Raw genomic sequence first — 15,749 nt, forward strand, 5'->3', positions numbered from 1 at the left:
CCCGGCGCAAACGCCCGCTCAGGCCCACGAGAACCGCCACCGGCGGGTCTGGACCAGGCTGGAGGCGAACTCGCGCAGATTGCCCGGCTGACCGGCGAACGCGGGCAGGCAGAACGAGCGGTGCTCGGCGGCGACCGTGAGCGCGCGGCCCTGGGTGCGCGGCGGCGCGGCCACCGACAGCTCCATCGAATCGAAGCCCAGCACCGTGAGCGTCGCGCCGAACCGGTCTTCCCAGCTGCGCAGCACCGCGGACAGTTCGTGGACCTGATCGGTCGCCTTGATCATCCCCGTCCAGCCCAGGATCGCCGGGATGTCGGCGGGCCGCTCTGTCTGCACCAGCGCGAGCCGGTGCGGTCCGCGCGCAGCCAGGATCGACCCGGTGTTGCCCGCCTCGGCCAGCGGATCCGCCCGGCGCGACGGACGACGGGCGAGGCCGGGGAACTTCGCGCCGAACGGGCGCAGGCAGGCACCGTCGCAGCACGACGTGTCCCACCAGCGGGCCAGCACTTCGGCCGGGTCCACCGAGGAGATCCGGTGATCGGCCGGGGCGAGCCTGCCGCGGTCGTCGATCCAGTCCTCGCCGTTGGCCGCGAACCGCTGGTCGTGCGGGATCAGCACCGGCCACAGCCCGGACCGGTCGAACTCGGCGACGCAGCCGGTGTAGCGCTCCGGCCTGGCCAAAGGCAGGTCTGAAACCCAGATCCGGCCGTGCCACCGGCCGGGCGGCAGGGTCTGGACGGGAGGCGTACCCGGGCGGAACGGTGCGATCGTCATCGGCTTCCCCTCGAACTGGTGTTCGGTCAACTCTACCCGAACACTAGTTCGAAGCACCGACAGTTTTCGATACCCCGTTCGCTGGATCTCAGGGGCGCGCAGGTCGAGGGGCCGAAATTTTCTCGGCGCCCCTAGCCTGCCGTCGTCCCACGTGTCCCTGACGTCACACCAGAAACATCGCAATGTCCATAGTGGACGAAGGTGTTCGCGTTTAGTCCTCTGGTTGCGATCGTGAGGGTTGTTTCACCTGGCCGTGAAGGCCTCCTTGCCTACCCTGAAGGTAGTGAAGGGGTCCTTCACGGACCCGCCAACCGGCGCAACATCGTTGACTTCCGGTCAGCTAGCCCGACTTGCCACTCACGACCCGCGGCCACGGCCCCCAATGCCACATTGGAGTCGCTCAGTGTCCCCAATGCCACATTCGGGGCATCAGGTCCCCGAAGTGCGTCGTACCGCATAGCAGCAACATCTCGACCGACCTTGGGGTGGTGAGGCCGAGTCTAGGTACATGAAGGACTCCTTCATGTACTCGCACCGGGCCACGACCAATCGCGTTTCGTCCTCTGGACGCGGTCCTTGCACACGCAACGACCGCAACCAGAGGACGAAACGCGGGGGATCACATCGGGCGCAGCAGGTCGTCCGCGTCCATGATCCGGTACGCGTACCCCTGCTCCGCAAGGAAGCGCTGCCGGTGCGCCGCGTACTCCGTGTCGACGGTGTCCCGCGAGACGACCGAGTAGAAGTGCGCCTGCCGTCCGTCGCCCTTCGGCCGCAGCAGCCGTCCGAGCCGCTGCGCCTCCTCCTGCCGCGAGCCGAACGTCCCGGAGATCTGGATCGCGACCGAGGCCTCCGGCAGGTCGATCGAGAAGTTGGCGACCTTCGAAACGACCAGCGTCCTGATCTCGCCGCGCCGGAACGCGTCGAACAGTTCCTCGCGTTCCTTGTTCCGGGTCGCGCCCTGGATCACCGGCGCGTCCAGTTCGTCGCCGATCATCTCCAGCTGGTCGAGGTAGGCGCCGATGACCAGCGTCGGCTCGCCCGGATGCCGGTCCACCAGCGTTTTGATCACTTTGGTCTTGGTGTCCGCGGTCGCCGCGAGCTTGTACCGCTCCTCGGCTTCGGCCGTCGCGTACGCGAGCCTCTCGGCGTCGGTCAGCGTCACGCGGACCTCGGTGCATTCCGCCGGTGCGATCCAGCCCTGTGCCTCGATGTCCCGCCACGGGACGTCGTAGCGTTTCGGGCCGATCAGGGAGAACACGTCGCCTTCGCGGCCGTCTTCGCGCACCAGGGTCGCGGTCAGCCCCAGCCGACGCCGCGATTGCAGGTCCGCGGTCATCCGGAACACCGGCGCGGGCAGCAGGTGGACCTCGTCGTAGACCACCAGGCCCCAGTCCCGCGAGTCGAACAGGTCCAGATGCCGGTATTCGCCCTTGGTCTTGCGCGTGACCACCTGGTACGTCGCGATGGTGACCGGCCGGATCTCCTTCTTCTCGCCGGAGTACTCGCCGATCTCCTCCTCGGTGAGCGAGGTCCGTGCGATCAGCTCCCGCTTCCACTGCCGACCGGCGACGGTGTTCGTCACCAGGATCAGCGTCGTCGCCTTCGCGTGCGCCATCGCCGCGGCGCCGACCAGCGTCTTGCCGGCGCCGCACGGCAGGACGACGACGCCGGACCCGCCCGCCCAGAACGCCTCCGCGGCCTTGCGCTGGTAGTCGCGCAGCTCCCAGTCGACCTCGGCCAGTTCGATCGGGTGCGCCTCACCGTCGACGTAGCCGGCGAGGTCTTCCGCGGGCCAGCCGACCTTCAGCAGCGCCTGTTTGAGCCGTCCGCGTTCGGACGGGTGCACGATGACGGTGTCGTCGTCGATGCGCGCGCCCAGCATCGGGCTGATCTTCTTGTGCCGGAGGATCTCCTCCAGCACCGCGCGGTCGGTGGTCGCCATGACCAGGCCGTGCGCCGGGTGGTTGGCGATCTGGAGTCGCCCGAACCGGCCCATCGTGTCCACGATGTCGATGAGCAGCGGCTGGGGCACGGGGAACCGCGAGTAGGTCGTCAGCGCGTCGACGACCTGTTCCGCGTCGTGGCCGGCCGCGCGGGCGTTCCACAACGCCAGTGGCGTGATCCGGTAGGTGTGGACGTGCTCGGGCGCGCGTTCCAGTTCGGCGAACGGCGCGATGGCGATCCGCGCGTCGTCGGCCTGGCTGTTGTCGACCTCGAGCAGGACGGTCTTGTCGGATTGGACGATCAGCGGGCCATCGGTCACATCCTCCTTTATACGTTCCGGCCACACCGGCTCCCGCCGCGGCACCGCTGGTGGAAGGATGTGCGGCAGGTGACTGGAGGGGATCTTGACGACTACACCGACCGGCGGGGCGCCCGAATACGACCCGTTCAACGCGCCCGCGCCACTGCCCTCGATGCCGGACGTGGGCATGCCGACGCCGTTCCCGAAGCCACCGCCGATCAGCGTGCTGGCCAAGGTCTCGATCGTGTTCGGCGTCGTCGCCGCGCTGGGCCTGGGGAGCCTGGTCGCCTGGGGGTTCTCGCAGTCGGGCAAGTTCACGTCGCTGGAGGCGGGCAAATGCCTGTACCTGACCGACGAGGCGGGCGGCGCCCAGAGCTACACGACGGCCAGCTGCACGTCGAGCCGCGCGACCTTCCGGGTCGACCAGGTTCGCACCGGTTCGTCAGAGTGCCGCGGCTCGGACTACGTCCAGTTCGAGCTGTACGGGAGTTCCTCCAGCCGTAAGGCCGAGAAGACGCTCTGCCTGGCGCTGAACGTCGAGACGGGGGACTGCCTGCGCGACGTCGTGCACGAGACGCGGATCGCGAAGGTCCGCTGCACCGACATCTCCGCCGAGGCGCGGGCGGTCGTGATGCGGGGGTCGTCGGAGAGTGTCTGTTCGGCGGACGACACCGCTCTGCACTACACCGGCCCGCCCGAGCGCACGGTGTGTCTCAGGCCGACCGGAGAAAATATCTAGCAGTCAGGCGCAGCCTGTCCGTTGAGGGTGGCGGCGGGGCGGGGTCCGGGCTAAGGACGGGGCACCATCGACTGGACGTCGAGCCGGGCGCCGACCATGCCGGAGTTGTGCATCAGGTCGGCGACGCGCTGTAGCCGGATGCCGTTGAGGGAGACCGGGTAGGCCCCGAGCGAGACCAGCGACGCCGTGGTCCGGTCGATGTCGGAGAACGTCGGCAGCGCGTCGCGGACGACGACCGGGTCGGCCGCCCGCACCTGCGCCTCGCCGAGCACCTTCCGGAAGACCGCGAGCGTGCGGGCGTTGCCCTGGCCGAAGGCGCCGGTCGAAACGTAGGACGACATCGGGAAGTCCAGCGTCGCGCCGCGGGCGCCGTCGGCGAGGATGCTCGCCCCGAGTTCCTTCTCCGCCCTGGTGATGTACGGCTCGACCATCCACGCGGCGTCGACCTCGCCCGCCTGCAACGCCTGCGGCATCCGGTCGAACGCGTGCTGCTTGAACTGGATCTTGTTCACGTCCACGCCGGCGGTCCCGAGTACCGAACGGGCCGCGAGCACGCCGACGTCGTCGAGCATGTTCACCGCGATCTTCGGCGACTTCTTGAGGGTCGGTTCGGTGTAGTCGGAGCCGGGGAGTGTGACGAGCGCCATGGTGTTGCGGCCGGCGGTGTACGCCTCGCCCTGCAATTGCAACGCCGTCCCGGCCGCGGCGGCGCGGAAGATCGAGACGTCACTGGCGAACGCGATGTCGATCTCGCCCGAGGAAAGCTTGCTGATCGCCTGGTCGGCGGGAACATCGGCGAGGGTCACGGAAAGGCCGGCGGCGGTGAACCTGCCGTCGGCGACGGCGACCCTCAGGGGCGCCGTGTCGATGGGGCTCCCGACGCCGATTCGCAGCTCGGTTCGTTCGAGTGGGGCGTCCGCGCTCGGGTCACCACCGGAAAACGCTCCGCAACCGCCCATCGCCAGCAGAGCCGCTACCAGCGGAATCGCCAGAACGCGCATCATCGCCTCCGCCCACCTACCGAGAGAATGTGCTCCTCCTTCTGGATCGTATGGTCCAGGCCCCATACGATCGCGGCGGGAGACGCCGCACAAGCGCGGCTTTCGATCGTTCTCGAACCTTGTTACTCTACAGTAGGTTCGGGCTCTCGTCCCCGATGTCAGCCATGGGAAAGGGTCCCGTGGTGGGAAAAGGAAACCAGGTGGCCCGTCGCGACAAGCGTCCCCGTTGGGGCGACGCGGCGGAACGGCATCCCCGTGTCGGAGGACGCTGGCGGCTGCGTAACTGGCACCTGCGTACCAAACTCTTCGTGGTACTGCTGATTCCCGCGCTCGCGGTGGTCGCCCTCGTCGGGCTCCGGGTCAACTCGGATCTGCGGGATGCCCGGCAACTGGCCGAATTCGCCACCCGCGGCCGGGTCGACAGCACCGTCGCCGAGGCGGTGCACCAGCTTCAGCGCGAACGCGACCTCACCGTCCGGTTCGTCGCCGGTGACCGCAAGGGCGACGTCTCCGAACTGGCCGAGCAGCGCAAGCGTGTCGACGAGTCCATCGGCACGTTCGATCGCACGCTCGGCGAGGGCAAGAGCAGACTCGGGGACAAGGCCGCGACCAGCCTCCAGCTGACCAGCGACCGCCTGCGCGTGCTGACCGGACTGCGGTTTTCCGCGGAACACTCCGCTTTTCCCGCCGACGCGGTGCTGCGCTCCTACAGCGAACTGATCTCCGGCCTGCTCGACATCAGCGATTCCACCGCCGCCGACGTCTCCGATCCGGATCTGGGGAAGCTCCGCCTCGCGGGCAACGCGCTCGCGCGGATCAAGGACCAGATGTCGGTCAAACGCGCGATCATGGCGGCCGCGCTCGCCCAGGGCGGCCTCAACCGGGACCGGACCCGTGCCCTGCTCGGCGCGGAGGCCGAACTCGCCGCCGCCCGCAACGACTACCGCACCTTCGCGACGCCCGAACAGCAGCGGATGTACGACGACACGGTGATCGGCCTGATCGTCGACATCGGCAACGGCATGGTGGAATCCGCGCTCATCCGCGCGGAGAACGACCAGGGGCTCGGCGGGCTGGACCCGAACCAGTGGGACACCGCCGCCACCTACACGGTCAATCTGGCCCACCAGGTGCAGCAGGCGGTGCTCGTCCAGCTGCAGCAACGTACGGACACCCTTGCGGCACAAGCGAGAACGTCCGCCATCTGGGACGGCGGCATCGTGCTCGCGGTACTGCTCGTCGCCGGTGTGCTGTCCGTGATCATCGCGCGTTCGCTGTTGCGGCCGCTGCGGATCCTGCGCCGCAGCGCGCTCCAGGTCGCCGAACACCAGCTTCCCGCGGCCGTCCAAGGCCTACTGAGCGATCCCGAGCCGCAGCCGGAGAACCTGCGACGGCGGCTGGCCGTCGCGCCGGTCCCGGTGTTCAGCCGCGAGGAACTCGGCCAGGTGGCGCGGGCGTTCGACGCGGTGCACGGCGAGGCCGTCCGGCTCGCCGGGGAACAGGCCATGCTGCGGGAGAACATCAACGCGATGTTCGTGAACCTCTCGCAGCGGAGCCAGGATCTCGTCGAGCGGCAGCTTTCCGTGCTGGACCGCATGGAGGCCGACGAACAGGATCCCGACACGCTCGCCGGGCTCTTCGAACTCGACCACCTCGCGACGCGGATGCGGCGCAACAGCGAGAACCTGCTGGTGCTGTCCGGAACCGACGTCGTCCGCGAGGACGGTGGCGCCGTCGTCGCCGACGAGATCATCGGCGCCGCGCTCTCGGAGGTCGAGCACTACCAGCGCATCGAACTCGGTGCCTCGCCGCGGATCGCGGTCCGCGGCGAGGCCGTCAACGATCTCGTGCACGTGGTCTCCGAGTTGCTGGAGAACGCGACCCGCTATTCGGACCAGAGCACGATGGTCCAGGTCGAGGGACACGCGACCGAACGCGGTGAGTGGCAGATCGAGATCACCGACCACGGCGCCGGGATGCCGCAGGCGGAGATCGACCGGACCAACACCCGGCTGGCGAACCCGCCGGACGTCGACGTCGAGGTTTCGCGGCGGATGGGCCTGTTCGTGGTCGCGACGCTGGCCGTCCGGCACCGCATCGACGTCCGGCTGCGGTCCGCCGACGGTGGCGGGATCACCGCGGTGGTCGTCGTGCCGTCCGCCCTCATCGTCGACGCGCCGCAGCCCGCGCCGATGCCGGAACCGCCGCCCGTCGTCGTCGCGCCCGAGCCGGAACCCGAACCGCCGCTGGAAGTCCCGCCGCTGCCCGAGCCGGAGGAGAGCGTCGAAGAGTCGCGGTTCGCGCCCGTGCTGGACCCCGGTCCGCTCCGGCGCGCGCCGGTCGTCGAGCGTGATACCCAGCCCGAGTGGCCGTCGGCGGACGACGACGGCAACCACCTCGAAGTGGACTCCCCGACCGAGCGGATGCCCAAGTACCAGAGCGTGCTTTCGCAGTGGTTCGACCACGGCGGCCCGCGCGAAGGACCTTCGCCAGCCGAACCCGGCCCGCCTTCCAAGCCGTCGTTCGAGCCGGTGAAGCCGCCGGAGGAGACCGCCGCGAGCGAAGAACCCGTGCAGGATCCCGACGAACCGACCGAGCCGACGCTGAAGCCGGTGGAACCGAAAGCTCCGGAGCCCGAACCCGAGCCCGCTTGGCCGACGTCCGCCGAGCTGGAGCAGGAGGACGGGGCGGAGGAGACCTGGCCCGTACTGCCCGCCGTCGTCCCCGAGGCGCGGTCGCGGGACGACAGGCCGGAGAAGCCGCGAGGGGAGAGGCCGATACTCTCACTTTCCCCCGAAGCGGTCCGCGAACGGATGACCAGCCTGCAAGGCGGGTTCCGGCGCGGTCGCCACGCCAGGGGTGACGACAACCCCTCGGCTTAAGCGCCAGTTGGCGGAGCTGAGATCTATCCGGAAAGTGACCACACGCGTGAACCCGCCCTGGCCGAAGGCCCCGCTATCGCGGTGGCAGGACGCCCTGAACCGCCATCGTGACGTGGACACCAGGCAGCGTCCTGCCGACGTCGATCGCGGACGCGGGTTCACCAACGGACACACAGCGAATTGGAAGGTCCATGAGTTCGAAAACCGGCCTGCTGGAAGTGATCGCGCTGACCGCGGCGGACGCGGAGCGCGCACAGGAGGGCGGGGCCGATCGCCTCGAACTGGTCAGTGACATGGCCAGCGACGGCCTCTCGCCGTCGGTCGAGACGTTGCGCGAAGTGCTCGCCGCCACCGACCTCCCGGTGCGGGTCATGTTGCGCGACAACATGTCCTTCGCCGCCGGTGACCTCGACGGGTTGCGCGCCGACACCGGACGGCTGATCGACGCGGGCGCGCGGGAGTTCGTCTTCGGTTTCCTGGACCTGGACAGCGAGATCGACGTCGACGCCTGCGAAACACTGGTCAAGGAGCTCGACGGGCTGCCGTGGACCTTCCACCGGGCCATCGACCGCGCGCGGGACCCGTTGCGCGCCTACGACCAGCTGGCCACGCTCGGCTGTGACACGGTGCTCGCGGCCGGGCATCCGCACGGGGTGGCGCACGGCCTCTCGGTGCTGCAACGGCTCGCCCGCCGCTCGGACGGGCCGCGGCTGCTGGTCGGTGGCGGCCTGCGGGCGCAGCAGGTGCATCTGCTGCGGGCGGGCGGGGTGCGCGCGTTCCACATCGGAAGCGCGGCGAGGCCCGGCGGCTGGGAGTCCGATGTGGACGTCGCCGCCGTCCGCGAGTGGGCGGCGCTGGTCAAGGACTAGCCGTACGCGAAGGGTCAGGTCCAGACCACGCAAGGTGTGATTTGAGGTTGCATCTTCAACTATCGGGACATGACCAGCTAGCGTGTGGGCCATGGCTACCCGCACCGTACGTGACGCGACCAGGGAACTGCTGCGTGACCTTGGCCTGACCACGATTTTCGGCAATCCCGGCACGACCGAGATCGCGTTCCTCACGGAATGGCCCGACGACTTCACCTACGTGCTCGCGCTTCACGAGGCGTCGGTCGTCGCGATGGCCGACGGGTACGCCCGCGCCTCGCGACGGCCGACGCTGGTGAACCTGCACTCCGCCGGTGGGGTCGGCCACGCGCTCGGGCATATCTTCACCGCTTACCGCAACAACGCGCCGTTGATCATCCTCGCCGGTCAGCAGACCAGGTCGCTGCTGCCGGACGATCCCTTCCTCGGCGCCGTCGAGGCGGCGAACTTCCCCAAGCCGTACGTGAAGTGGAGCTGCGAACCGGCCAGGGCCGAAGACGTCCCGGCCGCGCTGGCGCGGGCGTATCACATCGCGACGCAGGCGCCGATGGGTCCGGTGTTCGTCTCGGTGCCGGTGGACGACTGGGACGTCGAGACCACGAAGCCGGTCGTCTCCCGGTCGATGATCCGCGGCTTCGCCCCCGATCCGTCCGCTTTGGACGAACTGGTGTCCGCACTGGACGCCGCGCGGAACCCGGCGATCGTGGTCGGCCCCGGCATCGACGGTGAAGGCGCCGTGCCGGACGTCGTCGCGCTGGCCGAGAAGGTGGGCGCCGGGGTCTGGGCGCCGCCGATGGGGGCGCGCTGCTCCTTCCCCGAGGACCACCCGCAGTTCTTCGGTTTCCTGCAGCCGGAACGGGAAGCGCTCGCGAGCGCGCTGGCCGAGCACGACCTCGTGGTCGTCATCGGCGCCCCGGCGTTCACCTACCACGTGTACCGGGGTGAGTCGAAAACCGCGCTGCCGCCGCTGTTCCTGGTCAGTGACGACGAACAGATCCTCGCCAGGGCCGTCGAGGGCACCGGGATCCGCGCGACGCCGAAGCTCGCGATCCGCGCGCTGCTGGACAACGCCGCGCCGCGGGAAGCGCCGAAACCCCGTACCCGGCTGGAAAAGCCCGCCGCGGTCACGCCGATCACGCCGGACTTCGCCTACGCCACGATCTCGGAAGTCCTGCCGGACAACGCCATCGTCGTCGAAGAGACGCCGAGCCACCGCAACGACCTGCACGATCACCTGCCGATCAAGTCGACCGACTCGGGCTTCCTCACCGTCGCCAGCGGCACCCTCGGCTACGGCCTCCCCGCCGCCGTCGGCGCCGCGCTGGCCCGCCCGGACCGCAAGGTCGTCGCCATCCTCGGCGACGGTTCGAGCATGTACTGCGTCCAGGCACTGTGGACGGCGGCGCAGAACAACCTGCCGGTGACGTTCGTGATCTTCGACAACTCGCAGTACGCCGCCGTGCGCATCCTCGGCGAGGCCGCGGGCGGCGAGAAGGTGCCGGGCGTCGACCTCGGCGGCATCGACTTCCCCGCGCTGGCGAAGAGCCTGGGCCTGAACACGTCGGTCGTCGAGAAGGCCGAAGACCTCAAGCCGACGCTGGAGGCCGCGCTGCCGGACGCGCGCCCGCACCTGGTGCACGTCCGGATCGACCCGAACCCGCGCACGCTGTACTGAGCGGGCTGAAGGGCGTCCTTCGCGGTCTCCCGGCTACTTGGTACCGGCGCGCCCCGGTCGTCTGAAGTACATGAAGGCCCCCTTGCTTGCGCTAGGCGCAAGGAAGGGGGCCTTCATGTACTTGGGGAAGGTGTGAAGGTCGAGTTTCCTCGGCTGAGCCGAGGAAAGGAGGCCTTCACGCGCCGCCGTTGTGGCTGGCGGGGCGGCTGAGACTAGACGGTTGATTCCGTGAAAATCACGTGAAGCACTATGACTGTCCACAGAGGATGCTTTTCGAGTCGTATCGTCCGATGGATGCCGTATGTCCGTATCGCCGAGGTTGTGAAGGCCTCCTTGTCTACCTTGAGGGTAAGCAAGGAGGCCTTCACAACCTTGGTTCGCACCGAAGGGGCGACCGAGACGGCCACGGCCACCTGAGCATGTCGAGTCCTTGAGGGGCCCCGCAGATCCGGTAATACGGGCAATCGATGATCAATCGGATAATTCGGCCCCAACCAGTGTCCTTTATGACGGTCAAGGGAAGGATTCCTTCGCGGGGTTGCACTTCACGCGATCTTCACGGAATCACTCATCTAGAGGTGCTGTTCCGGGGCGGGTGAAGGGAACTTTGAGGGACCCAGGGTCCCTCAAAGAGTCCTTCACGGCCCTCTGGACTCGGACAACACAGGACGAAACGCTGCTATGAACGGCCCGTTACTTGCAAAATTTGCAAGTAACGGGCCGTTCATAGCACTTCAGGAGCTCTTCGCGCGGGCCTCGGCGTCAGCGTCGGCCGTCGCGGAAGCGTCCTGCTGCGCGAGCTCGTACTCGGCCGCGTCGGAGGCGGCGGTGACGGCCTCAGGGGCGCCACCCTGCAGCAGCCGCGCGACCTCGCCGCGCAGCGTCACGAACTCGGCGGACTCGCGCGTGGTGATCTGGTTCCGCTCCGCGGGCAGCCCCACCGGCAGGTCCGCGACGATCTTGGCGGGCGACTTCGACAGCACCAGCACCCGGTCCGACAGGTAGACGCTCTCGTCGATGTCGTGCGTGACCACGAGAACCGTGCTCCCGTTCTCGCGCTGCACGCGGCGGGTCAGGTCCTCGAGTTCGAACCGCGTCTGCGCGTCGACCGACGCGAACGGCTCGTCCATCAGCAGCAGAGCGGGCCGGCTGGCCAGCGCCCGCGCGATCGACACACGCTGCTGCATGCCGCCCGAGAGCTGCCACGGGAACTTCGAGCCGACCCCGGACAGGCCGACCGACTCCAGCGCCTCCTGCGCCCGCGTACGGCGCTCGGAGCGGCTCAAGTTACGCCACCGCAAGGGGAATTCGACGTTCTTCGCGACCGAGAGCCAGGGGAACAGCGAGCGGCTGTAGTCCTGGAACACCACGGCCAGGTCCTCCGGCACGCCGAAGACGTCGTCGCCGTGCAGGCTGACCCGCCCGGACGTCGGCTTGATGAGCCCGGCGATGCAGCGAAGCAGCGTCGACTTGCCGCAGCCCGACGGGCCCACGATGCTCGCGAGCTGACCCGCTTCCACGGTGAACGACAGGTCGTTGACCGCGACGTGCGCCTTTTCCCCCGCGCCGTAACGGTGGTTCAGCCCGGAGACCTCGAGCATGGTTGACATCTTGCTGACCCTTCGAAGGAAACTAGATACGGCCGTTGCGGGTGGGCTGCCAGCGAAGCACTCTCTGCTCCACCGCGAGGAAGGCCGCGTTGAACCCGAAGCCGAGCAGTCCGAGCAGGACCAGCCACGACCACATGAGCGGGAAGTCGAACGCCTGCTGGGCGTCCATCAGGGACCGGCCGATGCCGTTGTAGGAGCCGACCAGTTCCGAGATCACCATCAGCAGCAGCGAAATGGACAGGCTCAGCCGCAGGCCCGCGAAGATCTTCGGACCGGCCGCGGGCAGCACGATCGAGCGCACCCAGTACGACCGAGGCGTCCGGAACGACTTCGCGGTGTCGATCTTCACCTGGTCCACCGACTGGACACCGTCCACCGTGTTGAGCAACACCGGCCAGATCGCGCCGAAGATGATCGATCCGGTCTGCATCCCCGGTCCGAGTCCGAAAAGGACGATGAACACCGGGATCAGCGCGGGCGGCGGTACCGAACGGAAGAACGCGAAAAGCGGTCCGACGTAGTCCATTCCGGTCTTGGACCGGCCCAGCGCGACACCCAGCGCGACACCGACGGCACCGGCCAGCAGCCAGCCGCCGAGTGTCCGGCCGAGGCTCGGCAGGACGTTGTCGAACACGGTGTCGGTCAGGAACAGTTGCGACGCCGGACCGCTGAACCACAGCTTCACCGACGCGGTCACGATTTCGGTCGGCGGCGGGAAGAACGGGCTCTCCGCGAGCCGGGTCCCCAGTTCCCAGAGCCCGACCAGGGCGAAGAACAGCAGCCAGTTGCGGACCAGGATGCCGAGGCCCCGGCCCACGCGCCTGCCGACGCGGCTGGACAGCGTGAGGGTCGTCACGAGACCGCCTCCCGGTCGACCGTGCTCCAGCGGAAGGCCCGCCTGCCGATCATCTCCAGCCCGCCGTTGATCAGGAAACCGAGCAAGCCGACCACCACGGTGCCAGCGAGCACGAGGTCGAACCTGGTCGAGCCGGTGCTGGCCTGCATGATGAAGTTGCCGATGCCGAGTTTGGCACCGGCCAGGAATTCGGTGCTGACCACCGCGATCAGCGCGATGTTGGCGGACAGCCGGACCCCGGTGAACACGAACGGCGCGGTATGCGGCAGCGCCACCGACGTCAGCGTCCGGAACTTGCTCGTGCCGCAGGCTTTCGCGGTCTCGAGCAGGACGGGGTCGATCTCGCCGAGCGCGTAGATCGTGTTGAACATGATGGGCCACAGCGACGCGTACACGGCGAGCGTGATCTTCGCTTCGGGGCCGCCGCCGATCAGCAGGAGCACCAGCGGGATCAGCGCGACGGCGGGGATCGGCCGCAGGAACTCGATGACCACGGCGGTCGCGGTGCGCAGGCCGGGGATGCTGCCCAGCAGCAGACCGGCGGGCACGGCGATGGCGACCGCGATGAGCAGGGCGATCGCCCACGCGAGGAACGTGGCGACCAGGTCGCGGATGAACTGCGTCTCGCCGAACTGTTCGAAGATCGTCACGAGGACGACGGACGGCGGGGGGATGAACTCTTTGCGGACCAGGCCGGCCTGGACGATCACTTCCCAGAGGAGGAAGAAACCGGCCAGACCGGCCAGGGCACGGAGAAGTCGTGGCACCTTTACCTTTATCCAGCTTGAGGGGCGAGCATCGGGGCGGCGTCGAGTTTGGCGGTGATCACGCCGGTCTGCAGCAGCAGATCCGGCACGCGCTGCAGGCGACGGGCGTCCAGAGTGGACCCGAACGTCGGCAGCGTGAGCAGTGAAGCGGTTTCGGCGTCGACCCTCGCGTACTTGACGATCATCGGTTCGATCTTGGAACGGTCGGCCGAATCGCGCACGGCCTTGCCCAGCGCGCGCTGGAACGCGGCCAGCGTCTTGGGGTTCTTGTCCACAAAGGAACCGAGAGCGCCGAAGCCCGCCAGTGGGAAGTCCGTGGTGGCACCGGTCGCGATGTCGACGACCGGGGTCGCGCCGACCACCTTGGACGCCTGGGTCAGGAACGGCTCGGGCAGGTAGCCCGCGTCGACCTGACCCGACGACAGGGCGGCGGCGATGTTCGGCAGCTGCATGGGCACCCACTGCACCTTGCTGGTGTCGACGCCGTGGTCCTTCATCACCGACACGGTGAGCAGGTGGGAGGCGGTGTTCTTGTCGGTGATCGCGATCTTCTTGCCCGCGAGGTCGTTGATCGTCTTGACCGAGGAGGTCGGCACCGTGACGACCGCGTTGCTCTTGGGACTGGCCGAAACGGAGTCGGCGACGAGCCGGATGTCGGCCGCGTTCTTGCTCTTCGCGACGAAGAACGGCATGTAGGTGGAGAAGGCGATGTCGACCTCGCCGCCGATCATCTTGGTCATCGCCTGCTGGCCGCTGGGGGCGTCGACGGCTTCGACCTCCAGGCCCTCGGCCTTGAAGTAGCCGCCTTCCTGGGCCAGCCGAAGCGGCGCGAGGTCGACGACGGGCAGCAGGGCCACCTTGATCTTCGCCTTCTCGACCGCGCCGTCACCACCCGACGCCTTGGACGTGTCGTCCCCGCCGAGGGCGCCACAGGCGCCCAATGTGGCCAGCATGAGGGCGCTCAGGGCGACACCGACGGCACCCCGTCCTCTGCGGACACCGCTCCTGCTCATGGCGTTTCGAAACAAAGCCAGCTCCTCGGAAACAATGAATCACCGTTGGGGTTTTTTCATCCGTGTCGTGGCTTCATTTCGCCAGGCACGCGGTCACCTTAGAGATTTGCCCACCTGCTCACAATGGGTGTCGTGAGCGGGTGATCATTTTAGGCCATTCGCCTGATCGCGTGATCACCCGCTTGGACAACACTACTTTTAGTGATCGATTTACTGGTGGAGCGACAATTCGGGGTAACCGCGTGTCATCAGCTCGTGGTCTGGGGCGCGATCATCGGGCCGACGTCGATCTTCGTCTGGATCGCGCCCATCTGCAGGAGCAGGTCCGGGACCCGCTGGATACGGCGGGGGTCCAAGGTGGACTGGAACGTCAGCAGCGTGGTCAGCGCGGCGGTGTCCTGGTCGATCTTCGCGTACTTGACCAGCAGCGGCTCGATCTTGGAGCGGTCGGCCGCGTCGCGGGTGGCCTTCTGCATGGCGCGCTGGAAGGCGGCCACGGTCTTCGGGTTCTCGTTCACGAACTTGCCGAGCGAGCCGTAGCCGGCGGTGGGGAAGTCCTGCGTCGCGCCGGTGGCGGTGTCGACGATCGGGACGGTGCCCGCCTGCTTCGCGGCCTGCGTGATGAACGGCTCGGTGAGGAAGCCTGCGTCGATGTCGCCGTTCTTGAGCGCGGCCGCCATGTTCGGCGGCTGGACCGGCACCCACTGGACCTTGGAGAAGTCGACGCCGTGGTCCTTCATCACCGACTTGGTCAGGGTGTCGGAGACCGTGTTCGGCGCGAAGATGCCGATCTTCTTCCCGGCGAGGTCGTTGATGCCGCGCACCGAGGAGTTCGGCATGGCGATGATCGACGTGCTCTTCGGCCCGGCCGACGAGGCGTCGGAGACCAGCTTGATGTCCGCGGTGCCCTTGCTCATCGCGATGAAGAACGGGGTGTAGCTGGCGTAGGCGATGTCGACTTCGCTGCCGATCAGCTTGGTCAGCGAGATCTGGCCGGTGGCGGCTTCGACGAGTTCGACGTCCAGGCCTTCCGTCTTGAAGTACCCGCCGTCCTGTGCCAGCCGCAGCGACGCGGTGTCGATGGTCGACATCGTCGCGACCTTGATCTTCGACTTCTCGAGGTTCCCGGAGCCGCCGGAGGAGGAGGACGACGAATCGTCCCCGCCGAGCAGGCCGCAGCCGCTGATCGATACCGAAACGACGGCCGCCATCGCGAGGGCGAGGGCTCCACGCCGGCCTTGGCTGACGCTCAAGGCCTTCTTCGAGCTTGCAGAGCCAAGCAAGTGGTGCTCCTGATCAAGGGGAGGGACACGTG

Annotated in this window: 12 protein-coding genes; 4 read left to right on the plus strand and 8 right to left on the minus strand. The window is 68.1% G+C overall.

The annotated features are described in order from the left end of the window. Window positions 1-18 precede the first annotated feature (18 nt). Both ACLARN_RS30570 and ACLARN_RS30575 read right to left on the minus strand, forming a co-directional pair. On the minus strand, window positions 19-774 hold the full coding sequence (locus tag ACLARN_RS30570; protein ID WP_409494940.1) for a DUF4253 domain-containing protein: 756 nt from the start codon (window positions 772-774) through the stop codon (window positions 19-21). A 619-nt stretch (window positions 775-1,393) separates the two neighbouring features. Further along, a complete protein-coding gene (locus ACLARN_RS30575; RefSeq protein ID WP_409494941.1) occupies window positions 1,394-3,040 on the minus strand; it encodes a DNA repair helicase XPB in 1,647 nt (548 codons plus the stop codon). An 85-nt stretch (window positions 3,041-3,125) separates the two neighbouring features. On the opposite strand from ACLARN_RS30575, the gene ACLARN_RS30580 reads away from it, so the two are divergent. Further along, window positions 3,126-3,761 carry a hypothetical protein gene (locus tag ACLARN_RS30580; RefSeq protein ID WP_409494942.1) on the plus strand — a complete coding sequence of 212 codons (636 nt, stop codon included), beginning with the start codon at window positions 3,126-3,128 and terminating at the stop codon, window positions 3,759-3,761. 50 nt (window positions 3,762-3,811) lie between these two features. On the opposite strand, the gene ACLARN_RS30585 is transcribed toward ACLARN_RS30580, so the two are convergent. Further along, window positions 3,812-4,765, minus strand: a complete 954-nt coding sequence (locus ACLARN_RS30585; protein ID WP_409494943.1) for an ABC transporter substrate-binding protein — start codon at window positions 4,763-4,765, stop codon at window positions 3,812-3,814. 197 nt (window positions 4,766-4,962) lie between these two features. On the opposite strand from ACLARN_RS30585, the gene ACLARN_RS30590 reads away from it, so the two are divergent. The 3 genes from ACLARN_RS30590 to mdlC all read left to right on the plus strand — a co-directional run bounded on the left by ACLARN_RS30590 (window position 4,963) and on the right by mdlC (window position 10,188). Then, on the plus strand, window positions 4,963-7,644 hold the full coding sequence (locus tag ACLARN_RS30590) for a nitrate- and nitrite sensing domain-containing protein (protein WP_409494944.1): 2,682 nt from the start codon (window positions 4,963-4,965) through the stop codon (window positions 7,642-7,644). A gap of 191 nt (window positions 7,645-7,835) precedes the next feature. Next, on the plus strand, window positions 7,836-8,513 hold the full coding sequence (locus ACLARN_RS30595; protein ID WP_409494945.1) for a copper homeostasis protein CutC: 678 nt from the start codon (window positions 7,836-7,838) through the stop codon (window positions 8,511-8,513). A 91-nt stretch (window positions 8,514-8,604) separates the two neighbouring features. Next, window positions 8,605-10,188, plus strand: a complete 1,584-nt coding sequence (gene mdlC, locus ACLARN_RS30600; protein WP_409494946.1) for a benzoylformate decarboxylase — start codon at window positions 8,605-8,607, stop codon at window positions 10,186-10,188. Window positions 10,189-10,922: 734 nt separating this feature from the next. On the opposite strand, the gene ACLARN_RS30605 is transcribed toward mdlC, so the two are convergent. From ACLARN_RS30605 to ACLARN_RS30625, 5 genes are all read right to left on the minus strand, one after another. After that, window positions 10,923-11,798, minus strand: coding sequence for an ABC transporter ATP-binding protein (locus ACLARN_RS30605; protein ID WP_409494947.1), 876 nt, complete (start codon window positions 11,796-11,798; stop codon window positions 10,923-10,925). 22 nt (window positions 11,799-11,820) lie between these two features. Then, window positions 11,821-12,654 (minus strand): ABC transporter permease, encoded by an 834-nt coding sequence (locus tag ACLARN_RS30610; protein WP_409494948.1) that lies wholly within the window; start codon window positions 12,652-12,654, stop codon window positions 11,821-11,823. Next, window positions 12,651-13,421, minus strand: a complete 771-nt coding sequence (locus tag ACLARN_RS30615; protein ID WP_409494949.1) for an ABC transporter permease — start codon at window positions 13,419-13,421, stop codon at window positions 12,651-12,653. Before ACLARN_RS30615 ends, ACLARN_RS30610 begins: the two co-directional genes overlap by 4 nt. Before the next feature lie 8 nt (window positions 13,422-13,429). Then, window positions 13,430-14,374 (minus strand): ABC transporter substrate-binding protein, encoded by a 945-nt coding sequence (locus ACLARN_RS30620; protein ID WP_409495002.1) that lies wholly within the window; start codon window positions 14,372-14,374, stop codon window positions 13,430-13,432. A gap of 308 nt (window positions 14,375-14,682) precedes the next feature. Then, entirely contained in the window at window positions 14,683-15,645 is a 963-nt protein-coding gene (locus ACLARN_RS30625) for an ABC transporter substrate-binding protein (RefSeq protein WP_409495003.1), read from the minus strand. Window positions 15,646-15,749: the final 104 nt, after the last annotated feature.

This window comes from Amycolatopsis sp. cmx-11-12 (assembly GCF_046269425.1).
Taxonomy (GTDB): Bacteria; Actinomycetota; Actinomycetes; order Mycobacteriales; family Pseudonocardiaceae; genus Amycolatopsis.